Below are 22,817 nucleotides of genomic sequence, written 5' to 3' on the forward strand. Positions count from 1 at the left end.
CACAGCACAAGCTGCCTGGTGGATGATGGATGGTCCAGAAAAGTCGATACCTTAACCAATAACCCAGGATTTAAATGATTATTAAATGTTAAATTTTCAGCTTTTATTCAAAAAACTTTCAAACGTAAGATTTGTACTTTCACCTTTTACCTTTGAACTTTCAAATCAGTTTAGTTGAAAATTACCATTGGAGTAAGGCATGTTTTACGTTTTAACTCGCACACATGCCTTGAAGCGCGAGCGACTTTTCGTTTTCCATTTTCGCTAGGACATGCAAATCTTTTTAAACTTGTACTTCAATAAAGGTTGTGGCATTCGACTCTGATAAGACAGCGTCCACCTCTGATTCAAATTCTTCAATCCGATTGCTCAATTTCTCAATTTGTTGTTTAACATTTAGGGGATCAATGATTTCAAACTCATTTCTTTTCATAAATGTTTCGGTATGTAATTTGACTTCCTCTGGTGATTGTTTATCTTTATTGCCCAATATGTTAATTAAATAGGTTTCCAGCTTTGCAGGTAATGCATCATTTTCTTTGGCAATCGTATTGATAGCTGAACGATGCTGATGCTGTATAACTTCTAGCAAATTCTTTTCGTATTGAATGGATTGTTTCCGTTCAATTGCCTCCGCTACAGTCATTTCCTCTTTGCCCACCAACACCTTTGTGTTTGCATTAGACTGCACAACTAGTGCTTTTATTTTATTTCGATAGGAAATTAAACCTAGCACTTTATCATAGGATGCTTGCATTTGTTTTTCATATTCAGGAATGTCTACACCATTAATTTTACGATTGCTTTTTCGATTAGCTACGACTGCACTAACCTCATTTGTTGCTGCTTCAATTCGCAGAGTCAGCATTTTTAATTCTGTTAAAGCACGGTGGATAGATAGTTTTTTCATTTCTGTCATGATAAAAACCTCCTTTTTAAGCAAGTGTTCTTTTATTATAAATAGAAAGATGGATAATGTCCAAAAATACCCATTTTCTTTTTTATTGCTTTCATTAGAACATGTCTGTATAATAATTTTCTAGGTGCCAAACCTATGTAACTTGGACGGAACATCCTTGTTACGCAAAAAACGCCATAACAGCACGGATTTGCTGGGCGTTTTTTGTTTTTTGAGCGGGAGATGAGCCCCGCTCTTTTTATTTTGCCATCCTTGGTTGTTGATGCTTGCGGCGTCCAAATATAAATAAAACGATTGCAACGGCTAGCAAAAGCATAGCCACAAGTAAAAGGAAGCTATAATTTTTTACATATTCTAAATAAACTCCACCTAAAAATGGACCTGTTAAGCTACCAATACTTAAAGCAATTCCGCAAAGTAAATTCCCCGTAGGCAGTAGCTCCTTTGGTGTCAAATCAGCCATAAATGTAATCCCTAAAGAAAACATCGAGCCAACCAGCGTACCCGTTAAGAAAAATGCGACAGCCACAGCGAATTGTGAATGCTCTAAAAAGCTTGCAATCGCAAAAATAATTGCGCCACCAAATGACCCAATCATCAAAATATTCCTTCTCCCTACTTTATCTCCTAGTGCACCAAGCGGTACTTGCGTTAAAATACCACCAAATGTAAACACAGATAAAATGATAGGAATCATGCCGACTTCAAAGCCCTTGCGTAGTGCATAGACAGGAAACAAGGCATTTAGTGAAGACTCCAGAAAACCATAAACAAATGGACCTAAAAAGGCAATCCACCCAAATACGATAGCCATTTTATACCGTTGCCATCCTCTGGCATTTAAATCACCTGTTAAACGCTCAGGCTTTTCATTTTGTAAGAGAAATACAAAGGACCATGCAAAGAGGCACATTATTGAAGATACGATAAACGGTAGCGCTTCAGCAATTTCAATGAGCTTCACCATAAGTGGCCCAACAGCAAAACCTATGCTAAATGATAAGCCATAAATGGCCATCCCCTTCCCTAAGCTTTTATGATCTGCAGTACTAGTAATCCATGTTTGTGTGGCATAATGCAAGGCATGATCGCCTACGCCAATTAATAAACGAAGGACAAACCAAAAGGTCACACTTTTCCATAGAGGAAATGCAAGTAAAGACGCAAAAACTAGTGCTCCACCAATTAAAATAATCGGTTTATAGCCCCACCTGCGTAAGGGCTGCTCGATAAATGGTGAAATCAGTAATGTTCCTATGTATAAGCCTGTTGCATTCAAGCCATTCAATGCAGAGGATACCCCATCACGTTCAAATATTATCGAAATAAGCGGTAATAGCATCCCTTGTGAAAAGCCTGATATGGATACAATTACTACTAAAATGGTAAATCTTTTTTTGCTGTAATCTGAGAAGTACGTCATTTTTCCCTCCACTATCTAGTCATTCTTCCAAAGAACAGCATACCAAAAAGCCTTAGCGCTCACCACATGTGATTTTACGCTAAGGCTTAACTAATACTTATTCTCATTTAATTGTATAAACACGATTTTCGGCTTTTGAATATTACCGATTACTTGTTTAAACTCCCTCCTTTTCGAGTTAGCGTTGAAGATGACTTTTTCCAATCAGCTCCTTTACTTTATCTTAAAACAACTTTAACATACATCCTCAATATTGTAAATATTCTGTTTATTGTTTTTTAAAATTAATCTCTTAGTCCTAGGTGTTTCCCTAAACATTGAAATTTAAGCTCAAATCGGCTACGATGAAAGGGATGAAATGAGGTGTACGAATGTCAAAGCCAATCACTGATAAAGAGCAACAAGTAACCTATTTAAAAGAGCGTCTGGAGATGTTTTTAGAAGTATTAGATGCCCTTGATCCTGAAACAGCTGAGTTAGAAGATATTGATCGCTTAATCCAAATGATGGATGATTTAGAGGACAAAATGGAGCAATTTCATGCTCGTGAACAATAATGAATAAAAAACAAGCGAGCATCGTGTGCTCGCTTGTTTTTTAATGGCAATCCCAATTATAAAGTACCTTGCTAAAATCTTTATTCATTAACTCTTCCTCTGTGATAAAGAAATTGCCAACGCCACAATCGCCCCAAAGAATATTGTCGCCGACACTATCAATCTGTAACAGCAAAATGATTGAATCTTTATAATCTCCATATGCTCGAGGATCCTCTTGCGTAAAGAATGGATACCCTCCAATTTTATGACCATCACCAGTCATAGCATCATAGAAGCTGTCTTCTAATGCTTCGTCATCCTCCAAAGCTGTTAAGATGCTAGCATACTTTTCATTGCTTCTAAAATCATCAATCGACATCGGCTCAACGCCTGTAGTAAAGGATAATGCCATTTCACGCTCGACAGGAAAATATAATTCCTCATCATCTATTTCTATAAAAGAAAAGTCTTGAATAAGCTGTGCTTCATCTTGCATAACTTGTTCATGAAATATTACACGAAAGCCTTCTTGATTTTGTCCATTATCAAAATCCATTCCTAAAACATCGTCATAACCATCAATATAAAACTGCAATATTCCCTCTTCTGGGAAATTGGGTAAATGCATAGGAACCTCTGCAAAGTTAATTTGAGCTAATAGCTTTAACGGTTGTCCCTTCATGTTTTTTGGATAGTCCATTCCCAATGGGAAATAAGGATCTCCTGCAAACTTACTTTGAAATAAAGTTGTTTTACTTATTTCCGTATTAACCAATACAACAGGCTTCATTGTCCCTTCTATTAATGGTCTATATTGCTCGAATGCTTCGGGTAATTCAAGTAAAGTTTTAGCAGTCATGCAAGTTCCTCCTAATATTGGATTTATTCTATTTTAGAACAAACGTTCTATAAAATCAATACTCTCCTTCTATATTATTAAAATATGCTTTAATTTAGCGGTCTCAGATAAGGACCCTTTTTTTCATTAGTTGAAAAGAGTATAATGTAACGTGGAAATAATCAATTTTTCTATGGGGGGCAATACCAATGAATCTACAAAATTTGGAGAAGAGTCTTTACGATTTAATTACTGAAACATCTACGAATTTACCTAAGGATGTACGTCGTGCTATTAAAAAAGCAAAAGAAGCTGAGAATGCTGGTACTCGTGCAGCAATGAGCTTAGACACAATTGCAAATAATATTATTATGGCAGAAGATAACGTGTCACCAATTTGTCAGGATACAGGGCTACCAACTTTCAAAATTTATACTCCTGTTGGCGTAAACCAATTAGAAATTAAAGCTGCAATCAAAAAAGCAATCAACGATACAACTGCAGATGCTAAATTACGTCCTAATGCAGTGGATTCATTATCTGGTGCAAACAGTGGTAATAATCTTGGTGATGGTTTGCCAGTAATGAAATTTGAGCAATGGGAAAAAGATTACATTACAATCAAGTTAATTCTCAAAGGTGGCGGCTGTGAAAATAAAAACATTCAATACAGTCTACCATGTGAACTAGAAGGTCTTGGTCGTGCAGGGCGTGACTTAGATGGTATTCGTAAATGTATTTTACACTCTGTATACCAAGCACAAGGTCAAGGGTGTTCTGCTGGTTTCATTGGTGTAGGTATTGGTGGAGACCGTTCTTCGGGCTATGATTTAGCAAAAGAGCAATTATTCCGCCATGTTGAAGATACAAATCCAAATGCAGATCTTGCTAAGTTAGAAGAGTATGTTGTTAAAACGGCTAACACATTTGGTATCGGTACAATGGGCTTCGGTGGTGAAGCAACATTATTAGGCTGTAAAATTGGCGTAATGCACCGTATACCTGCCTCTTTCTATGTATCAGTAGCATATAATTGTTGGGCTTACCGTCGTATGGCTGTGGACATCGATCCTCAAACTGGCGAAATTTTGAATTGGCACTATCAAGAGGGTGAAAAAATTACCTTCAAAGAGAATGAAGTAGCTGCTACAACAGAAGATACAACTACAGATGTAGTAGAACTTACTGCGCCAATTACTGAAGAACAAATTCGTTCATTAAAAGTTGGAGATGTCGTTTCTATTACTGGTCGTATGTATACTGGCCGTGACGCAATCCACCACCATTTAATGAGCCACGATGCACCAGTTGATTTAAATGGACAAGTTATTTATCACTGCGGACCTGTAATGGCTAAGGATGAAGAAGGCAATTGGACAGTGAAAGCTGCTGGCCCAACTACTTCAATTCGTGAGGAGCCTTATCAAGGCGATATCATGAAAAAATTCGGTATCCGTGCTGTTATTGGTAAAGGTGGAATGGGACCAAAAACATTAAAAGCGCTTAATGAGCATGGTGGCGTATACTTGAATGCAATTGGTGGAGCAGCACAATACTATGCGGACTGTATTAAAGGCGTTGATGGTGTTGATTTAATGGAATTCGGTATTCCTGAAGCCATGTGGCACTTAAATGTTGAAAAATTTACAGCAGTTGTAACAATGGATTCACATGGTAACTCACTACATGCAGATGTGGATAAATCATCATTAGAAAAACTTGCTCTGCATGCAGAAAGAGTCTTCTAATTAAATAATAGATAGCAGTAGTAACTCATTTTATTGCACAATTTTGTAAGGCACAGAATATTCCTAGTGAATAGACTGTGCCTTTTTCAATCCTTTCGCAAATTGTTTAAAAATCTCCACCAAACTTCCTACTTTATTTTTATAAATTCCTTTGTTATAATAATTCTAAACAAAAGAGATGGTAATTGAAATCCATTTTCAATTGAATGCTCAAAACAACGCTAATTTATAAAGGTTTTGATATTGATTTTCATTATCAGGAGGGATAAAGATGGAATACTCTAATCGAGAAAATATAAACATAATTGAGAAAATAAAAGAACATGCAGAATTAATTGCTGCATTAATGGCTGGAATTTTCATCTTACTAGCATGGCGTTTAGACACAAGTGGACAAACAACAGCTTCTGTTCTACTATATTTAATTGCCTTTTGTGTAGGTGGTTTCGCGAAAGCAAAAGAAGGCATTGAAGAAACCATAGAAGAGCGAAAGCTAAATGTTGAGCTGTTGATGGTATTAGCTGCAATTGGCTCAGCTGCAATTGGCTATTGGACAGAGGGGGCCATCCTAATATTTATTTTTGCAGTAAGTGGTGCACTTGAAACTTATGCGATGAATAAAAGTCATCGCGAAATATCTGCACTTATGAATTTACAGCCAGAAGAAGCTTGGTTAGTGCGTGGCGGATTTGAGCCTATGAAAGTATCAGTTTCCACATTACAAATCGGGGATCATTTATTGATTAAACCGGGTGAACGAATTCCAGCAGACGGCATTATTTTTAAAGGCCAATCTTCTATTGATGAGTCAGCTATTAGCGGTGAGCCACTGCCAATCTCAAAAAGCGAAGGAGACGAAGTTTTTGCAGGCACAGTCAACTTAAATGGTGCTATTACTATGGAAATGACAAAGGCGAATTCAGAGACCCTTTTCCAAAAAATTATACAGCTCGTTCAAAGTGCCCAAAGTGAAAAATCTCCCTCTCAACAATTCATCGAAAAATTTGAAGGGACTTATGTAAAATTTGTTTTACTTGGTGTTGCCATTATGATGGTTCTTCCCCACTTCTTACTCGGCTGGGACTGGACAACAACCTTTTACCGAGCAATGGTGTTATTAGTGGTTGCTTCACCTTGTGCACTCGTTGCCTCCATTATGCCTGCAACACTCGCTACTATATCAAATGGTGCAAAAAATGGTGTGCTATTTAAAGGTGGTTTACATTTAGAGCATCTTAGTGTGTTACGTGCATTGGCTGTCGATAAAACAGGTACTTTAACGCAAGGCAAACCAGTTGTTACAGATTTTATTGTCCGTGATGGAATAGAACGTGAGACGGCTCTAGCAATTCTTGCAGGAATTGAATCTCAATCCAATCATCCCCTTGCCCAAGCGATTACCTCCTATGCTAAGGCTGAAGGAATCGACATACTGCCACAAGCAACAATTGAAGATATTCCTGGCTGGGGTATTAAAGGAACGATTCAAAACAAGGAGTATCAAGTAGGCAAACCAGAGTTTGTTGATGTGCAACTTGCTAACAGTTTTGCAAATAGTGCTGTAACTAAACTTGCAGCAGAGGGAAAAACAGTTATTTTCATTCGCGATCAACATGGTATTGTTGCATTAACAGCATTAAAAGATACTGTGCGCTCTGAAGCTAAGAAAGCTGTTACATTATTAAAAGAGCTTGGTATTCAAGTGGTGATGCTTACAGGTGACAACGAAAAAACAGCGAAAGTTATCGCGAAGGAGGCTGGCGTTACTGAATACGTCGCAGAATGTCTGCCAGAAACGAAGGTAACTGAAATGAAACGCCTACTTACACAGCATCAATTTGTTGGCATGGTCGGCGACGGTATTAATGATGCCCCTGCATTGGCTACCGCAACTACTGGCATCGCTATGGGTGAAGGCACAGACGTGGCACTTGAAACAGCGGATGTCGTGCTAATGAAAAATGACTTATCAAAAATCGCCTATGCTGTTCGTTTATCACGTAAAATGCAACGTATTGTGAAACAAAATATTTTCTTTTCTATCGGGGTTATTATCTTATTAATCGCTTCTAACTTTTTACAAGTTGTTGACTTGCCATTAGGCGTAATCGGGCATGAAGGTAGTACAATTCTAGTTATTCTAAATGGTTTACGTATGCTCAATAAAAATGTTTAACATCAAGTAAGCCTCAGCATAATTGAGTCCAGCTTGCTTGAAGCTACTCTTCCTGTGACATGCGCTGAGGCTTTCATTGAATAATTGATGCATTTAATCAGGTAAAATCAAGTAAAATAGCCTCGCTACTCTTTATGAGTTTAGCGAGGCTCTTGTTAATGAATGATCATTTCCTTATCGACGAATTTCCTTTTGAAGTGCTCTTTTCTGCATTGTAGCATTTAATACGCCACCAAAGATTAAAATGATTCCCGTAAAATATAACCAGAGCATTAAAATAATGACGCCACCAATACTACCGTATGTAGCAGAATAATTTGCAAAATTATTAATATAAAAAGAGAAACCGTATGTGACTGCTAACCAAGCAAGCGTGGCAAATAACGCTCCTGGCCATACGCCCATTATTTTCAAACGAGGACTTGTATTGGGCACAAACCAGTAGATGCCCATTAATACGATGAAAATCAATAATGGCGGGATTGACCATCTTAATCTATGCCAAACTGATTCAAATTGCTCCTCTATTCCGACGATTGAGAATAGGAAATGTCCAATTTGCTGACCAAAGACCGGTAATAAGAGCGCAACGGCAATAACAATAACGAGAGCGATTGTAAAAACAAGTGATAAACCCCTATCTAATATGCCTGCTCTCCCTTCTGTATCGTAGGCTTTATTTAAAGCACGAAGTAATGCATTAATGCCTTTAGATGCAGACCAAATAGTACCTAAAACCCCAATGGACAGTAAACTACTGTTGCGATTTGTTAAAATCTCATTCAGTGTATTTTCAATCAGCTTATACACTTCATCAGGTAAGATATTCACTAAAAATGAATAGACCTGAGTTGTTTCTAAGTTAAGATATGGTAATAGTGTCACCAAGAAAATAAGTAAGGGGAAGAACGATAGTAAAAAGAAATAAGCCAATTGTGCAGCAAGCGCAGATATTTCAACTCGCTTGAGCCGACCTATTAAATCTTGGATAAAGCCTTTGGATGTCATAATATCAATCGCTCCCTCCTCTGGAGAAACAAACGATTTTACAAACCCAAAAGCGTTATGCAATGTTGCTTTATTCTTTTCCATACAATTCCTCCTAAAACGACCTTTACTCCTTATGAGGTAAAGTAAAGGCTGATTTCGTATCTTCAATCATTCCCTGTATCGTGGAAGGTAAATCCTTAAATTCATCCACCTTTTCAGCAATTGTGTTGACATTATCTGACACACTTTCACAAAGCACCTTTGCCGCGAGTACTTTTTCCTCTACCAAAACCTGCAATTCTTCTCGATTTGCTGCATAGTATGAGATGGCTTCCTTCATCTTTTTTGTTGAGGCAATTGTTTTTTCTCGTGTAGTACGATCTAACATACTTAATGCTGCTCCTACTGCTGCTCCTGCTACAATAGATGCTAATAATTTACTTTGACCCATATTAAAACCCCCTGCTTGTATAGTTGCATATTCCCTATTATTTCATAAATAAACAGTCTTCTGCACTTATTCTACCCAATAACAGTCTATTTTTAAAGCAATGCCCAAATACGGAGTTGACATTTTTTTTATTCAATGAAATGATATGTGCGAGGATGACGAAAGGTAGGGTAAAAAATGGATTTATCAGTTCCATCTAAAGAAAACGTTATGTATATGGTTGATCAAATGAAGGACAAGCTTCGTATGGTGAATGTCGATGCAATGAAATCAGAAAACTTCGATGAAGCAAATTATGAAGATTTAGTGTATCTATATGAAATGGTTATGAAGAGAGAAACTTTTAGTCCAAGCGAAATGCAAGCGATTGTTGCTGAATTAGGATCTTTACGTAAATAGGTAAAACAAAAAGCTATTAGCTCAAGACATTTGTCTGCTGCTAATAGCTCTTTTATTACGGTGTAGTCTTTGTTTCTGAACCATCCTCTGTAACTAATGGTTGAATTAAAACTTCTACACGACGATTCTTTGCGCGTCCTTCGGCTGTGTCATTTGGTGCAATTGCACGATACTCACCGTTTCCTTTTGCACTAAAGCGCGTAGGATCTAACTGGTCATTACTTTCAATAAGAAGATTTAAAAAATTCGTTGCACGCAAAACAGATAGTTCAAAGTTTGATGAGAAATTCGGACCTGCTGGTACATTATCTGTATGACCTGTGATGACAATATTTCGAGCTGGATCAGATACCAACATAGTTGATAGCTCTTTGGCAATAGGGACATACTCAGGTTTAACTTTTGCCTGCCCTGGGTCGAATAAAATACTATCACGGATTGTCACTAGTAATCCTTCATCCGTCATTTCTGTGGCAAACTGATCTTCCATTTCATTGACTGCAATAAAATTATCCACACTATCTTTTATTTCAGCTAACTCCTGTTGATCCTTTAAATAGGCAGAGTTTTGCTGTGGCGTTTGGTCGCTATCCGCATTCGGAGTAGGGACTGGTGCAGGTTGCTCTAGAAAACTAGTTCCACCATCAAAGACTTGACTAAAAACTGCTGACATTCTTTCTAGCTTTTCTTGATCGACTGAACTTGAGGCAAACAAAATAATGAACACGGCTAGCAGCAAAGTTAAAATATCTGCGTATGGCACTAACCAAGATTCATCAATATGTTCATCATGCTTTTTCTTCTTAGCTTTCTTTGCCAAGGCCACCCGCCCCGCTTTCACCAGAAATTTGACGACGTTCTTCCATCGTTAAGTATGATGATAGTTTCTGTTCAATTACACGTGGAGCCTCCCCTTCTAATACTGAAAGGATACCCTCAATCATCATTCTCTTTTGTTTTACCTCTAAAGCAGATTTACGTTTTAGCTTGTTCGCAAATGGATGCCATAAAACATACCCTGTAAAGATACCGAGTAATGTAGCCATGAAGGCAGCTGAGATAGCATGTCCTAGCTTTTCGATATCATTCATATCAGCCAATGCGGCGATTAACCCTACTACTGCACCAAGAACCCCTAAAGTAGGTGCATATGTACCTGCTTGTGTAAAAATAGCTGCTCCACTAGTATGTCGCTCTTCCATCGCTTCTACTTCTTCTGTTAAGACATCACGTATGTAATCAGCATTTTGACCATCAATTGCTAATGTAAGGCCATTTTTCAAAAATGGATCTTCAATCTCTGAGGCCTTACTTTCAAGTGCTAATAGCCCTTCGCGACGAGCTAAGTCAGCCCATTGTGAAAACATTTTAATAATCTCTATATCATTTGCTAATTTTGTTTCTTTAAAAAGAATCTTAAATAGCTTCGGCACACGCTTTAACTCCTGCATAGGAAAGGCAATTGTTACTGCGGAAATAGTACCAAAAATGATAATTAGGATAGCTGCTGGGTTATAAAATGCAGATAAACTTACACCCTTCATTACCATCCCTGTTAATAGTGCTACTAAAGCAAGTATTAACCCTATAATCGACGACTTATCCATTCTAGAACCTCCAAATCTACTATCTAATGTTATTTCGTCTTTTTTTCCATATTTTAAATATATATATTCCTAGTATAAATGTATTTCATATATTTTTCGATGTAATTAATGCTTTTTATTCACATTTCGACCATTTTTGATTATATTGAATTAAGAATATTACACTTAACTGTCTTAAATTGAAAGGGGATATGATTTTGTTATTATCGTTTGACACAAAATTACTAAAATATGCCGAGTTAGCGGTGAAAGTAGGAGTAAATATCCAAAAAGATCAGTATCTTTATATAAGCTGTTCGACTGATAACCTAAAACTCGCACAAATAATTACTAAAATTGCCTATAAAAATGGTGCTAAACAAGTTTTTGTCGATATATCCGATGATGAACTTGTACGTGCTCGCTATGAAGGGGCACCAAAAGACTCATTTGATTTCTTCCCACCTTGGAAAGTGCAGGAACGTGAATGGTTAGCTGAACATGGTGCTGCTTTCTTAAGCATTAGCTCACAAAATCCCGATTTATTAAAAGGTATTGAGCGTGATAGAATCATGGCATTTCAAAAAGCATCTGGCCAAGCACTTGCCAACTATTATCAATGGTTACAAGCAGATAAGTTTAGCTGGTCTGTCATTGCTGCTCCATCTAAAGCTTGGGCAGCAAAGGTCTTTCCTCACCTTCCAGAAGAACAGCAAATGGATGCATTATGGGAAGCTATCTTTGCAGCCACACGTATAGACGTTGAAAATCCTGTTGAAGCTTGGCATACACATGATCAGGAATTACATAGCAAAGCTGATTATTTAAATGCAAAGCAATTTAAGTCACTACACTATACTGCACCAGGCACAGATCTAACAATTGAGCTGCCTCCACACCATGTGTGGACAGGGGGTAGTAGTATAAGTACACAAGGCCAAACATTTATGGCCAATATGCCTACTGAAGAGATTTTTACAGCACCGTTAAAAACAGGTGTTAATGGTTATGTATCAAGCACTAAGCCTTTAAGCTATGGCGGCAATATTATAGATAATTTCACACTAACATTTAAAGATGGTCGAATCATTGACGTCAAGGCAGAGCAAGGCCAAGAAATTTTAGCTTCTCTTATTGAAACAGATGAAGGTGCTCATTACCTTGGTGAAATAGCATTAGTACCACATCAATCACCTATTTCACAATCCGACCTATTATTTTACAATACATTGTTTGATGAAAATGCATCCAATCATTTTGCCATTGGTAGTGCATATGCTTTTTGCATTGAGGGCGGCAAAGAAATGACTTCTGAGGAACTAAGCGCGTATGGTCTTAATCAAAGCTTGACACATGTAGACTTTATGATTGGCTCTACCAAAATGAATATAGATGGAATAACACATGATGATCAAATAGACCCAATATTCCGTGATGGAAATTGGGCATTCTAAATAATCCATTCCTACTAATAGTATTCTAGGCTAAGTATGTTAAGGTTGTCATAAATTATCCTTAGATTTTCCTAGTAACCTATTGTATAATTGTTTTAGGGAATTTTAGTAGATCATTTAAGTAGAGAGGAGCTCTAATAATGTTCATTACAACTGTTCTTGGCTTTTCAGCAGTTTTATTAATTTCAACGGGATTCTTCATCCACTACCTACAAGTTGGTTTAGATAGCAAGTCTTCAGTAACTGTAGATCCAAAGCCAAACGAAAAATTTTAATGTGTAAAAAACAGCTACTATTTATAGGTAGCTGTTTTTTTATAGCTTACATGTTATTTCATCTACTAAATCGTATGAAACTGCTCCTTTATTGTAAAAATTATCTGAATAAAGTCTTTATTGTTTGCATATTGAAAATTTTGCTCTACAATATTTTTTGTAAGGAAGGGAGCAATATTCATGACAATGTTACAAGATATTCTAGAATTTAACAAAGAGTTTGTACAAGAAAAAAAATATGAGCCATTCATCACTACGAAATATCCTGATAAACGTATTGTTGTTTTATCTTGTATGGATACTCGTCTTGTAGAGCTTTTACCAAAAGCGATGAATTTGCGTAATGGCGATGTAAAAATAGTGAAAAGTGCTGGTGCGTTAGTGAGCCATCCTTTCGGTGCAGTTATGCGTAGTTTATTAGTTGCTGTCTACGGCCTACAAGCTGATGAAGTGTATGTTGTTGGACATTATGACTGTGGTATGAGTGCGGTTGATCCTGACGCCATGCTTAGCGAAATGGTACAACGAGGCATCGATCCAGAAACAATCAAAATGTTGGAATATTCTGGTTTTGATTTGAAAGAATTTTTACGAGGTTTCGGTGATGTAGCAACAAGTGTTAAGAAAAGTGTCGATACAATTCGTAATCATCCATTAATGGTAAAAGACGTACCTGTTCATGGTTTAATAATTGATCCAAATACAGGTCATCTAGATTTAATTGAAGATGGAAATAAACAATAAAATTATTTCTTCATACATTAATAAAAGAGCAAGTGCCTATCCTCTCTATGTGGAAGATAGGCACTTATTTTTCTATTCATCCTCTAAACGTGCATACATATAGTGATCTACCCAATGACCATTGATATACAGTAGCTTTCTTAGCAGACCCTCCTGCTGAAATCCAGCCTTCTCTAATACACGCATGGAGGCATTATTTTGTGTCGATACGTAGGCCTCTACACGATGTAGACCAATTTGTTCAAATGCAAATCGGACCACCATATTCACAGCTTCTGTGACAATGCCCTTTCCAACATAAATCTCATCCATCGCATAGCCAACAAATGCACTCGAGTACGGTAAGCGTTTGACAGCATAAAGTGCAATATGCCCTATTAGATTATTTGTACTATGCTCAAAAATACCAAAAGTAAATTCACGCTTAGACTCCATTAAATAGAGACTTTCTTGAATTTTTTTGTATTGAGCATCGACTGTATAGTATTCAGGTCTTTGCAGTGGCTCGTATATAGACCAAAAGTATTTATTACGGCTTACGAGACCCGTTAAACTTCGTGCATCTTTTTCTTGGAATGTGCGGATGTAGCATTTTTCCCCCTTTAATGTTACCACATTCCCACCCTTTTTTCTTAATAGATTCCAAATTTTAAGCACCATTTCTCCACACTAGCCTTCCAATAAAAATCAATACATTTCTCTTTGTTTCATTGGCTACAAGCCATAATTGCAAACCCTATTTATATTTCATTGTATGTAAAAAAACAGGCTGCTACAACCAAAACAGCTTATGTCTTATTGTCATAGCAGCACAATTCAATTATTTAGTTTTTTGTTCTTTCTTTTTCTCGTTTACTATTTCTAAGCTGGAGGAATCAGCATCCTCTAGTTGAGTATTGTCTAACACATTTGTTAAATGAAGACCACGCCTTTGAGCCTCTCGTTCAATGTGTGCAATAGTTTCCTGTAGCACCTGAACACGTGCATACTTTTTGTCATCTCCAGCGACTAAGACCCATGGTGCATCTTTTTTATCTGTCTTTTCAAACATCGCATTTGCTGCTTCAATATACTGAGGTGTTTTATCTCGATTGCGCCAATCCTCGGCTGTTAACTTCCAAGATTTATAAGGGTTTTGTTCACGTTCTTTAAAGCGTTTTAATTGCTCCTCATCTGAAACATGAAGCCAGAACTTAATAATTATGTAATCTCCTGCAGTTAAAATCTTCTCGAAATTATTAATTTCTTCATAAGCACGAGACCATTCATCCTTTGTTGCGAATCCTTCGATGCGTTCTACTAGTACGCGGCCATACCACGAGCGATCAAAAATAGCGATTTGCCCATGTTGAGGCAATTTTCTCCAAAATCGTTGTAAATAATTGTAGCGTAATTCATGAGCTTGAGGAGCAGAAATAGGATGTACAACATAACCGCGGGGATCGACACGTTCGATTAATCGTTTAATAGCGCCACCTTTACCAGCTGCATCCATTCCTTCAAATACCAAGATCAAGCCAATCTTGTTTTTTAATAAAAATTGTTGTGCGTTCAACATTTCATATTGGAGTACTTTTAATTTCTTTTTATACATCTTTTTGTCTAGTTCAACAGTTAGATCTAGATTTTTCAAATTTTGTGTCATGAAACTTCACTCCTTTTATTTGGCTATTCTTATTGTACTAAAGAAATATATGGATGCCTATCAGACATGGTAAATTGTAGGTATTAATAGTAAAACAACACGATACATTGTTGGAAATTTCCGTTATAATAAAAAAAGTGACAGTACTATACTTATTTGTCTTTTCCCTATACAATCTAACACGAAGGGAGAGGAAAACATGCCTCGGTTTATCTTGATGACAATCTCTTATCTTGTCTCAATCATCCTAACCTTTTCATCCTTTTTCGTGAACATCAACGGTCAATCTTCGCTAGAAATCGCTAATCGTTTTTCTGTTGTATTTGCACCAGTTAGTGTAAGTCATGTAATTTGGATTATCATTTATTTTTTACTCGGTTATTGGTTAGTTATGAACATGAAAAAGACAACTTTGAAACAGTCTGCGCTTTTTAGTTGCATAAATATATTACAAGCATTGACGATATATGTCTGGCACCATGAGTTATTTATTGTTTCTCTTGGCATTACATTACTCTTAGTCTTGTATTTGTTTATGTTGTATAATACGTACCCTCTTCAGGACAAATCCTTGTTTGGTCGTATTCCTTTCTCTATTTATTTAGCATGGATGACATTTATTTTTATCACAAATACAAGCTTTACGTTAACGGCTTATGGTTGGAACGGCTTTGGTCTTAGTACGCCTCTTTGGGCAGTGATTTTACTTACTTTAGGAGGAGCCATTGCGCTACATATCCGTTTCCATCACTTTGATGTTATGTATCCAAGTGTTTTTATTTGGGCTTATATTGGAATCGCCATACATAATGGTTTTGATGAGCTACTTGTCACTACAGCTGCTTTATTTTTATGCGGTGTTCTCTTTGTTGGCATTTTATTTATTAAAAAAAATCCTGCCTACCAAAAATAAATTGGTTAGCAGGCTTTTTTCATTACATCCTATTCTTCGTCTAATGACGTTAAGATAATTGGTTTATCTTTTGTTACAATGACTGAATGTTCGATTTGTGCTACAAGTGATTTATCAGGCGTCACGAATGTCCAGCCATCACCTGCTTCTACGATATGTTCTGCATTTGCTGAGATAAATGGCTCAACCGCAAGGACCATACCTTCTTTCATAATAGTAGTATCCCATGCATCGTAATAATTTAAAATATGGTTTGGTTCATCATGTAAAGATTGACCTAAGCCATGACCTGTTAAATTCATAATAACAGTTAACCCATTAGCATTTGCCTCGCGCTCAACAGCTTTGCCAATTTGATTTAATTTAGATCCAGCCTTTACCTTTGTCATTGCTCGATCAAAGGCACTTTTAGCAACACGGCAAAGCTTTTCTTTGTCCTCATAGCCATCACCCACAACAAATGAAATACCTGTGTCAGCAAAATAGCCATTTAAAGAGCCTGAAACATCAATATTTACGATATCTCCCTCTTGAATAACACGCTTTCCTGGAATACCATGTGCTACTTCTTCATTGACGCTAATACATGTATACCCTGGAAAATCATATTCTCCCTTTGGTCCTGAAATAGCGCCAGCCTCTGCAAACATGCGACCAGCAATTTCATCAAGCTCAAGTGTTGTAACACCTGGTTTTGTGGCAGCTTTCATTGCTTCGCGAATTTCAGCACAAATGCGTCCTATTTTTTTAAAAGCTTCAATCTCTTCTTGCGTTTTTACAATCATGTATAACGTCCCTTTCATCTAATATCTATTCTTTAATATAACATAACTTTTTATGCGTAGAACGATAAACGCTTTAAATATTGTATGCTTTCCTACTTTGCAAAGTGCTAAAAGAGTTATTCACGACAAAAAAGTCCCTCCACTCATGTGAAGGGACTAGCATTAAGCTTTTCTTTGCATTAATTGGGGAGCGGCTGTAAATAAAAGAACACCAACGATAGCCGTTAAAATGGTTGCTGGTAGCATATATGTACCATTGTAGATGATGGAATAGATCCATGCATTTTGGTCACCCGCATATTCGGCAAAAAATACAGCACCAGCGATTGTATGTGCTGTGTATCGTAAGAAGCCTGCGAAAACGGTACCTATGATTATATAAAGTGCCATTTTTGTTTTGTTCATATGTTTAGCAGCGTCTAACACTGGTCCACGTACAACCGCCGCTAATCCTACAACAGTAAAAGCAACGCCATAATCTAGTAATCCTTGTAGCCAGTGCACGATATAAGAACCAAACATTGTTTGCATAACACCCACAAGTAGTCCCGTAGTAAGACCAGCTACTAAGCCCCAGCGAAATGCTATTAACATAATCGGTACCATAACAAGACTAACTGAGCCGCCTTGTGCCCATACTTTAAAGGAAACCTGATCCAGTACGAGACCTATCGCTGCAAAAATCGCAATCTCCACTAGCATTAATAGTCTTTTTTTGTCCATACATATTCTCTCCTTTGTTCCGATGTAGGATACAAGAGCAGGAATAGAAAAGCGCTGATATGTCTCTTTCTGACACCTTTTTCCTTTAAGGACGAAAAAACGATGTCAGGACAGAGCCTCACATCGTACAAGTGTCGGTTTCTATCCACATCCCTACGCAAGCGTTAACTTACAGGTTCGAAGAGTCAAGGCATTACGTGCCCAGTCTCAGCTGACATCATCAGCTCCCCTTGTGGTCGTTACATCTGAATTTATTTGAACACTCTCATTGTACGCAAAGGATTGAAGGATTACAACCTTCCATACATCATTTTTTTGAAACTTTGCTGTTTTTCATGCGTAAATATTTAAAAAGGAGGTACAACTATGGAGAATCAAAAAATTTTAGCTGCCTTTAGTTATCTTAGTATTTTCTTCGCCCCTTTTATCGTTCCATTAATTGTATATTTCGTGACAAAAGACAGTGATGTAAAAAGCCATTCGATTCGTGCACTTGTCTCTCATTTAATACCCTTTGTTTTTGGCATTCTATTCTTTATTGTCTTTGTTTTTTCTACATTTAGTTTAGATCCAACCTCCAGTAACAAGACAGTGATGATTATTTGGTTTGCTTCATTCGCCATCTATGCTCTCGTCTCACTCGGTATTGTGATTTGGAATATAATTCAGGCTGTTCGTGTTATCCGTTAATGTTTTATTTTTAAGTGAAACAGGTAGTAGTAATTGTAAAAGGAGCTGTTTTGGGATGAAAGTATCAAACGTTGTAAAAACTGCCGTTAAGTTAGCACCTATTGTTATTCCTATCGTAAAAAAAGTAATGGCTGCAAAAAAGGGCACAACGCCTACAACCACAACTCGAAAAAAATAAAACGAAGGCGTATTCCTTTTAGAAATACGCCTTCGTTTTATTTCACTTCAAAATGGGTTTGACTATGGCCATTTAATGTTTTTTCCACATGTAAAACTGCTGGCATCGCAGATTTCAATTCAGGTACATGCGAAATAACGCCAATCATACGACCAGAATCCTGCAAATCAATTAATGTATCGATTGCTTTATTTAGTGATTCCTCATCAAGCGAGCCAAAGCCCTCATCAATAAACATCGTTTCAATATGAATATTACCTTGGTAGCTTTGAATCACATCTGCCATCCCCAATGCAAGGCTCAACGAAGCATTAAATTTTTCACCACCTGATAAAGTTTTGACATCTCGTAATTGATCTGTATAAGCATCATAAACATCAAGACCAAGGCCACTTTGCTTCGCATGCTTTTCTAATCTATCTGAACGTCTAAGCTCAAATTGACCGTTTGATAAATGATACAGACGTATATTGGCAGCTTCTGTAATTTGATCTAAGTAGTTAATTTGTATATAACGCTCAAAGGATAGCTTTTTCGAGTTTTGTCCATTTAATAATCCATAAAGCTCCTTTACTCGCCCTGCTTCTTGTTCAAGTAAATGAAGCTCTTTCGCTATTTCTTCCACCTTTTTACTAAAGCCTTGGCATGCTTGTATAAAGCCATTGATCTGTTGTAAACGTTTAAATGCTTCCTCATAGGAAACTCGATGCTGTTCTACTCTTGCTTCCATCGCCTCTAAATCTTGCTTCTCTTTTCCTTGAAGGTATGTAGCCCCTTCGGTAATCTGAATTTGCAACGTGTGTACTTGTAAAGCATAGTCGCTACATGCTTTTCGAAGTGCATCCAATTGTATGGCACTCCGTTTAGCAGTTGCATAAGCCTCATAGCTTTCGAAACCTATTTCTTGCATATCTGCTGAAAATTGCTGAAGCTTTTCATTCATTTTAAGCTGTAATTCCTCAAAGGACTGTTTGGCAATTTCTACAGTTAGTGTTGCATTGCTAGCTGCTTCCTTTGCTGCATGCAAATTTTCTTGACTCACTTGCCAACTTTTTTGAAGCTCTTCTTTCTGTTTACTAACTTCATTAAGTTGTTGCTTTAATTGCTGTAAAGTTGGTAAATTAGGGGGCATCTGCTTAAGTTGTTCGTCTACAACCGCTTGTAATTTTGTCCATTCTTTTATCTGCTCTGCTAAATATTGCTCTAGCTTCATATGCTTATTTCGTAGCTGCTCTATTCGGTCATGCTGATGCTTTATTTTTAATCGCACATCAGCTAATTGATGTTGAATAATTTTTAATGCAGCAAGCTCTTGTTCCACTTCATGTAAAGTAGCGGTGATCTGTGGTTGGTCTTCTTGTTTAATATGCTGAGCCTCGAGTTGTCGCCATGTATCTTGAAGAAGTTGCTGCGCTGATGCTAAAAATGCCTCTTTCTCTAAATACTTACGCTCGTCTGATGATGCCTTCGCTCTTAATGCTTCCACTTGAGCAAGCTCAATAACTTCCAGTTGCTCATTGTGTGCTTTCTGATGTGTCATACTACCACAAACAGGACAGGGTTCTCCTTCCTTCAGTTGTTCTGCTAAAATACTAGCTTGACTCGTCAGCCATCGTTGCTGCAAAAGTTGAAGTGCCTCTTTACTTTCTTGATAGAGACTTTCTGAAGCAACTACATCCTGCTTAGCTAAATCTACGGCATGTTTATATTTATCCGCTTGCTTGATTAAAGCAACCTGTTCCCGTAGTTTCGGTAATTGTTCTAAATAGCTTTCATAGGGTTCAACCTGTTTTTCATAGCCTTCTAATGATTGAGAAAAATGCTGTAATTGCTCTTGTTCATTTTCCAAAAGTTTGACGTTATCATTTACTGCTCGTTTTGCATTTTCAGCATATTGCTCCGCTATTTGCAGCTGCTGTATATTGTTTTCATAGGCTTCAAATTTCGGTAAAAGCGCTAGCATCTGCATTTCCTGCTGTAAGATTTGCTGTCGTTCAGATTCTTTAGCCTGCTCTATCTCATATTTTTCTTGCGCTTCTTGCAACTTTTCTTGTGACTGCTGTTGCTTAACCTTTGCTTGTTGAAATGCTATCTCTTTAACATTCAGTTCAGCACGTAAATCCTTGCATTGTTGTTCGAGCAGCACAAGTCGCTCTGCTTGTTCTGCTAAAGCAATCTCCTTCTCCTTTGCTTGGTATAAATCCTGCTGTTGTAAAAGCATTTGCAGCCGTTGCTGTCGATTAGCTTGTTCATCAAATTGCTCATTTAGCGTTTTTGCTAAGCGATAATATTCCTGCTCTTTTTGATGAAGGCTATATGCTTCTTCATAGTATGACTGTTCATCTTCTCCACATTTCTTATAGTAGCTAAGCTCCTCATCAAGTGCCTCTGTCAGTTGATGTAAATTTTCGGTATTATAAGCAATCAATGTAAATAAAGCGGAAGAACGTTGTGGTAAGGCGCCCACAATTTGACCTAGTAAATGTTCCTTTAATTGTTTGGCACGCTCAAGATCACTTTCTGCTTCTTTACGCTTGGCATCAAGCTTTTTCGCCATGACACCGAAACGATCTGTTTTAAAGATTTTCCGTAAAATTACTTCTTTATTTGTTGAATCAGAGGTTAATAGTTTTCTAAATTCACCTTGAGGTAGCATGACAATTTGGCTAAATTGATCTTTTGTGAGACCTATGATTTCCTGCACTTTCTTATCGACTTCAAGCGTTTGCTGTTTCTCTACAATGCTATAATCTAGCTTTCCGTCTTTTACTTCTGCTAGCTCTATTTTCTTTCCAGTAACCGTTTTATTTTTTTCTTTAATATGACCTGGCTGTCGTACTATTTGATAGACTTTTCCATGCATTTCAAAGACGAGTTCTACAGCTGTATAAACTTCATCATGTGCAAAGCCGCTTCTTAGTAAAGCTGTATCCTGCCGGTCCTCCCCACTACCTGATCCGTAAAGAGCATAGCAAATAGCATCGAAAATGGTTGTTTTACCAGCACCAGTTTTTCCAGAAATGGCAAATAATCGATGCTCCCCTAGCTCTTGAAAATCAATTACTTCCGTGTCTTTATATGGACCAAACGCTGTAATTGTTAACTTTAAAGGCTTCATTTTACAGTCTCTCGCTCCTCATCTAATAACTCCTGTAACATCTCTGTGAATAGGCGTTCCGTATCTTCATCAGGCTGAATGCCAATAATATTGGTGAAGAATGAACGGAATAAATCAATATCTTCTAGTTTTTCAGCTTCTACTACTTGTAGTTCACGTGGCATATCTTGTCTTAGTACCTTCCGCTCCACTTGCATAGCGTGCGGAAATACACTACGAATACGTTCCATCGGTGAAGTCACAGATATTTTATCCGTCAATCTAACAAATACATAATCCTCACTTGGTGTGAGCGTTAATAACTCCTCTAATTGACCTTCTACTACTCGTAGATCTCTTCTTGGCACAAGCTTTCTTTTACTTACTGTGGTGTTACCTTGCTCATCTAATTCAATGATTAAAAATCCTTTCTCATGTAAATGCTCAGATAACGAGTACTTTAAGATAGAGCCTGCATAGCGTATGGTTTCGTTTAAAACAAAATGTGCCTTATGTAAGTGCCCAAGCGCCGTATAGTGAAAAGGTTTGAATAAAGCTGCATTCACACAATCTGAGCCTCCAATGGAAAGGGGTCGCTCGGAATCACTAGTATTTGCTTCCTCCTCACCATACTTCGTCACAAAGGCATGTCCAACAAAAACATGACGCTTACTTGTGTCCATGTCTTCCGTGATATACTCAATAATTTTTTGCATGGCGTCTTGATGAGAACGGATTGATTCATCTTCAAAGATGTTGCGAATAGCAGCTGGCTCTGCATAGGGCACTAGGTGAAAATGTACTTCCCCATGTTGATCATTCAAAACAATAGGGGCATGATTTTTTGTAAATTGGCCCTTAATATATAAACCACTATCACTCATTAAACGGCTACCAAAATTTAAACGACCTGCACTATCATGATTTCCCGCCACTGCTAGAACAGGAATCTTCTTCTCTAATACTGTTTTCGCTAATACATCATTTAGTAAATTAACTGCCTCAATAGGAGGCATCGAACGATCATATAAATCACCTGCGATGATAATTACATCTGGTTTTTCCTCATCAATCGCTTGTATAAATTGTTGAAGAATATAATGTTGATCTTCTGTCATATAGACACCTTGAACAAGCTTTCCTAAATGCCAATCTGCTGTATGAAATATTTTCATTCTAGTACCTCCTAGTCTTCTCTATATTTTAGCATGACTATTCCCAATCTAGTGAACACTAAAGGTTTA

23 protein-coding genes and 1 riboswitch are annotated in these 22,817 nt (G+C 37.3%); of the genes, 10 read left to right on the forward strand and 13 right to left on the reverse strand.

The window, feature by feature from the left end:
* Nucleotides 1–283: 283 nt before the first annotated feature.
* Both VK91_RS18010 and VK91_RS18015 read right to left on the reverse strand, forming a co-directional pair.
* Nucleotides 284–919: a hypothetical protein gene (locus tag VK91_RS18010; protein WP_048394785.1), complete on the reverse strand. Its 636-nt coding sequence runs from the start codon at nt 917–919 to the stop codon at nt 284–286.
* A 238-nt stretch (nt 920–1,157) separates the two neighbouring features.
* Entirely contained in the window at nt 1,158–2,342 is a 1,185-nt protein-coding gene (locus VK91_RS18015; protein ID WP_048394787.1) for an MFS transporter, read from the reverse strand.
* A 371-nt stretch (nt 2,343–2,713) separates the two neighbouring features.
* Here VK91_RS18015 and VK91_RS18020 point away from each other — a divergent pair, with 371 nt between their 5' ends.
* A complete protein-coding gene (locus VK91_RS18020) occupies nt 2,714–2,899 on the forward strand; it encodes an SE1561 family protein (protein ID WP_016995373.1) in 186 nt (61 codons plus the stop codon).
* A gap of 40 nt (nt 2,900–2,939) precedes the next feature.
* Here the strand turns inward: VK91_RS18020 and VK91_RS18025 are convergent, their stop codons facing one another.
* Nucleotides 2,940–3,740 (reverse strand): YwqG family protein, encoded by an 801-nt coding sequence (locus VK91_RS18025; RefSeq protein WP_048394789.1) that lies wholly within the window; start codon nt 3,738–3,740, stop codon nt 2,940–2,942.
* 188 nt (nt 3,741–3,928) lie between these two features.
* On the opposite strand from VK91_RS18025, the gene VK91_RS18030 reads away from it, so the two are divergent.
* Nucleotides 3,929–5,467, forward strand: coding sequence for a fumarate hydratase (locus VK91_RS18030; protein ID WP_048394791.1), 1,539 nt, complete (start codon nt 3,929–3,931; stop codon nt 5,465–5,467).
* 271 nt (nt 5,468–5,738) lie between these two features.
* On the forward strand, nt 5,739–7,643 hold the full coding sequence (locus tag VK91_RS18035; protein ID WP_048394793.1) for a heavy metal translocating P-type ATPase: 1,905 nt from the start codon (nt 5,739–5,741) through the stop codon (nt 7,641–7,643).
* Between the two features lie 174 nt (nt 7,644–7,817).
* Here VK91_RS18035 and VK91_RS18040 read toward each other — a convergent pair whose 3' ends face one another.
* Both VK91_RS18040 and VK91_RS18045 read right to left on the reverse strand, forming a co-directional pair.
* A complete protein-coding gene (locus VK91_RS18040; protein WP_004225576.1) occupies nt 7,818–8,735 on the reverse strand; it encodes a YihY/virulence factor BrkB family protein in 918 nt (305 codons plus the stop codon).
* A gap of 22 nt (nt 8,736–8,757) precedes the next feature.
* A complete protein-coding gene (locus tag VK91_RS18045; RefSeq protein ID WP_048394796.1) occupies nt 8,758–9,084 on the reverse strand; it encodes a hypothetical protein in 327 nt (108 codons plus the stop codon).
* Between the two features lie 177 nt (nt 9,085–9,261).
* Between VK91_RS18045 and VK91_RS18050 the strand changes: the two genes are divergently transcribed.
* Nucleotides 9,262–9,483: a DUF1128 domain-containing protein gene (locus VK91_RS18050; protein ID WP_004225580.1), complete on the forward strand. Its 222-nt coding sequence runs from the start codon at nt 9,262–9,264 to the stop codon at nt 9,481–9,483.
* 55 nt (nt 9,484–9,538) lie between these two features.
* On the opposite strand, the gene motB is transcribed toward VK91_RS18050, so the two are convergent.
* On the reverse strand, nt 9,539–10,303 hold the full coding sequence (gene motB / locus VK91_RS18055) for a flagellar motor protein MotB (RefSeq protein ID WP_048394798.1): 765 nt from the start codon (nt 10,301–10,303) through the stop codon (nt 9,539–9,541).
* Nucleotides 10,287–11,090 (reverse strand): flagellar motor stator protein MotA, encoded by an 804-nt coding sequence (motA, locus tag VK91_RS18060; protein ID WP_004225583.1) that lies wholly within the window; start codon nt 11,088–11,090, stop codon nt 10,287–10,289. Before motA ends, motB begins: the two co-directional genes overlap by 17 nt.
* A gap of 191 nt (nt 11,091–11,281) precedes the next feature.
* On the opposite strand from motA, the gene VK91_RS18065 reads away from it, so the two are divergent.
* The 3 genes from VK91_RS18065 to VK91_RS18070 all read left to right on the forward strand — a co-directional run bounded on the left by VK91_RS18065 (nt 11,282) and on the right by VK91_RS18070 (nt 13,542).
* On the forward strand, nt 11,282–12,523 hold the full coding sequence (locus VK91_RS18065; RefSeq protein WP_048394800.1) for an aminopeptidase: 1,242 nt from the start codon (nt 11,282–11,284) through the stop codon (nt 12,521–12,523).
* A 140-nt stretch (nt 12,524–12,663) separates the two neighbouring features.
* Nucleotides 12,664–12,798: a hypothetical protein gene (locus VK91_RS23250; protein ID WP_004225590.1), complete on the forward strand. Its 135-nt coding sequence runs from the start codon at nt 12,664–12,666 to the stop codon at nt 12,796–12,798.
* A gap of 180 nt (nt 12,799–12,978) precedes the next feature.
* The gene (locus VK91_RS18070; RefSeq protein ID WP_004225593.1) at nt 12,979–13,542 is read left to right on the forward strand and encodes a carbonic anhydrase; all 564 of its coding nucleotides are present in this window, start codon (nt 12,979–12,981) and stop codon (nt 13,540–13,542) included.
* A 72-nt stretch (nt 13,543–13,614) separates the two neighbouring features.
* On the opposite strand, the gene VK91_RS18075 is transcribed toward VK91_RS18070, so the two are convergent.
* Together VK91_RS18075 and VK91_RS18080 are read right to left on the reverse strand one after the other, a co-directional pair.
* Entirely contained in the window at nt 13,615–14,202 is a 588-nt protein-coding gene (locus VK91_RS18075) for a GNAT family N-acetyltransferase (RefSeq protein WP_048394801.1), read from the reverse strand.
* A 160-nt stretch (nt 14,203–14,362) separates the two neighbouring features.
* Nucleotides 14,363–15,187 carry a polyphosphate kinase 2 family protein gene (locus VK91_RS18080; RefSeq protein ID WP_048394803.1) on the reverse strand — a complete coding sequence of 275 codons (825 nt, stop codon included), beginning with the start codon at nt 15,185–15,187 and terminating at the stop codon, nt 14,363–14,365.
* Nucleotides 15,188–15,386: 199 nt separating this feature from the next.
* On the opposite strand from VK91_RS18080, the gene VK91_RS18085 reads away from it, so the two are divergent.
* Nucleotides 15,387–16,100, forward strand: a complete 714-nt coding sequence (locus VK91_RS18085) for a hypothetical protein (protein WP_048394805.1) — start codon at nt 15,387–15,389, stop codon at nt 16,098–16,100.
* Between the two features lie 29 nt (nt 16,101–16,129).
* Here the strand turns inward: VK91_RS18085 and map are convergent, their stop codons facing one another.
* Nucleotides 16,130–16,885 (reverse strand): type I methionyl aminopeptidase, encoded by a 756-nt coding sequence (map, locus tag VK91_RS18090; protein WP_048394807.1) that lies wholly within the window; start codon nt 16,883–16,885, stop codon nt 16,130–16,132.
* A 162-nt stretch (nt 16,886–17,047) separates the two neighbouring features.
* A complete protein-coding gene (gene thiT / locus VK91_RS18095; protein ID WP_036076950.1) occupies nt 17,048–17,608 on the reverse strand; it encodes an energy-coupled thiamine transporter ThiT in 561 nt (186 codons plus the stop codon).
* Between the two features lie 133 nt (nt 17,609–17,741).
* Nucleotides 17,742–17,849: riboswitch (TPP riboswitch) on the reverse strand.
* A gap of 125 nt (nt 17,850–17,974) precedes the next feature.
* Here thiT and VK91_RS18100 point away from each other — a divergent pair.
* The gene (locus tag VK91_RS18100) at nt 17,975–18,298 is read left to right on the forward strand and encodes a DUF4870 domain-containing protein (RefSeq protein WP_048394810.1); all 324 of its coding nucleotides are present in this window, start codon (nt 17,975–17,977) and stop codon (nt 18,296–18,298) included.
* 55 nt (nt 18,299–18,353) lie between these two features.
* A complete protein-coding gene (locus tag VK91_RS23255; protein WP_004225603.1) occupies nt 18,354–18,476 on the forward strand; it encodes a hypothetical protein in 123 nt (40 codons plus the stop codon).
* Between the two features lie 37 nt (nt 18,477–18,513).
* Here the strand turns inward: VK91_RS23255 and VK91_RS18105 are convergent, their stop codons facing one another.
* Nucleotides 18,514–21,594, reverse strand: a complete 3,081-nt coding sequence (locus VK91_RS18105) for an AAA family ATPase (protein ID WP_048394812.1) — start codon at nt 21,592–21,594, stop codon at nt 18,514–18,516.
* Nucleotides 21,591–22,748, reverse strand: a complete 1,158-nt coding sequence (locus VK91_RS18110) for an exonuclease SbcCD subunit D (protein ID WP_048394814.1) — start codon at nt 22,746–22,748, stop codon at nt 21,591–21,593. The genes VK91_RS18105 and VK91_RS18110 overlap by 4 nt, the downstream gene beginning before the upstream one ends.
* Nucleotides 22,749–22,817 lie beyond the last annotated feature (69 nt).

Origin of the sequence: Lysinibacillus sp. LK3, from assembly GCF_001043675.1 — a bacterium.
In the GTDB taxonomy this organism is placed as follows: Bacteria; Bacillota; Bacilli; order Bacillales_A; family Planococcaceae; genus Lysinibacillus; species Lysinibacillus capsici.

Bases quoted from the DNA above. Each gene is read 5' to 3' on its own strand.
- VK91_RS18010 (WP_048394785.1), bottom strand. From the start codon at position 919: ATGACAGAAATGAAAAAACTATCTATCCACCGTGCTTTAACAGAATTA.
- VK91_RS18015 (WP_048394787.1), bottom strand. From the start codon at position 2,342: ATGACGTACTTCTCAGATTACAGCAAAAAAAGATTTACCATTTTAGTA.
- VK91_RS18020 (WP_016995373.1), top strand. From the start codon at position 2,714: ATGTCAAAGCCAATCACTGATAAAGAGCAACAAGTAACCTATTTAAAA.
- VK91_RS18025 (WP_048394789.1), bottom strand. From the start codon at position 3,740: ATGACTGCTAAAACTTTACTTGAATTACCCGAAGCATTCGAGCAATAT.
- VK91_RS18030 (WP_048394791.1), top strand. From the start codon at position 3,929: ATGAATCTACAAAATTTGGAGAAGAGTCTTTACGATTTAATTACTGAA.
- VK91_RS18035 (WP_048394793.1), top strand. From the start codon at position 5,739: ATGGAATACTCTAATCGAGAAAATATAAACATAATTGAGAAAATAAAA.
- VK91_RS18040 (WP_004225576.1), bottom strand. From the start codon at position 8,735: ATGGAAAAGAATAAAGCAACATTGCATAACGCTTTTGGGTTTGTAAAA.
- VK91_RS18045 (WP_048394796.1), bottom strand. From the start codon at position 9,084: ATGGGTCAAAGTAAATTATTAGCATCTATTGTAGCAGGAGCAGCAGTA.
- VK91_RS18050 (WP_004225580.1), top strand. From the start codon at position 9,262: ATGGATTTATCAGTTCCATCTAAAGAAAACGTTATGTATATGGTTGAT.
- motA (WP_004225583.1), bottom strand. From the start codon at position 11,090: ATGGATAAGTCGTCGATTATAGGGTTAATACTTGCTTTAGTAGCACTA.
- VK91_RS18065 (WP_048394800.1), top strand. From the start codon at position 11,282: ATGATTTTGTTATTATCGTTTGACACAAAATTACTAAAATATGCCGAG.
- VK91_RS23250 (WP_004225590.1), top strand. From the start codon at position 12,664: ATGTTCATTACAACTGTTCTTGGCTTTTCAGCAGTTTTATTAATTTCA.
- VK91_RS18070 (WP_004225593.1), top strand. From the start codon at position 12,979: ATGACAATGTTACAAGATATTCTAGAATTTAACAAAGAGTTTGTACAA.
- VK91_RS18075 (WP_048394801.1), bottom strand. From the start codon at position 14,202: ATGGTGCTTAAAATTTGGAATCTATTAAGAAAAAAGGGTGGGAATGTG.
- VK91_RS18080 (WP_048394803.1), bottom strand. From the start codon at position 15,187: ATGACACAAAATTTGAAAAATCTAGATCTAACTGTTGAACTAGACAAA.
- VK91_RS18085 (WP_048394805.1), top strand. From the start codon at position 15,387: ATGCCTCGGTTTATCTTGATGACAATCTCTTATCTTGTCTCAATCATC.
- map (WP_048394807.1), bottom strand. From the start codon at position 16,885: ATGATTGTAAAAACGCAAGAAGAGATTGAAGCTTTTAAAAAAATAGGA.
- thiT (WP_036076950.1), bottom strand. From the start codon at position 17,608: ATGGACAAAAAAAGACTATTAATGCTAGTGGAGATTGCGATTTTTGCA.
- VK91_RS18100 (WP_048394810.1), top strand. From the start codon at position 17,975: ATGGAGAATCAAAAAATTTTAGCTGCCTTTAGTTATCTTAGTATTTTC.
- VK91_RS23255 (WP_004225603.1), top strand. From the start codon at position 18,354: ATGAAAGTATCAAACGTTGTAAAAACTGCCGTTAAGTTAGCACCTATT.
- VK91_RS18105 (WP_048394812.1), bottom strand. From the start codon at position 21,594: ATGAAGCCTTTAAAGTTAACAATTACAGCGTTTGGTCCATATAAAGAC.
- VK91_RS18110 (WP_048394814.1), bottom strand. From the start codon at position 22,748: ATGAAAATATTTCATACAGCAGATTGGCATTTAGGAAAGCTTGTTCAA.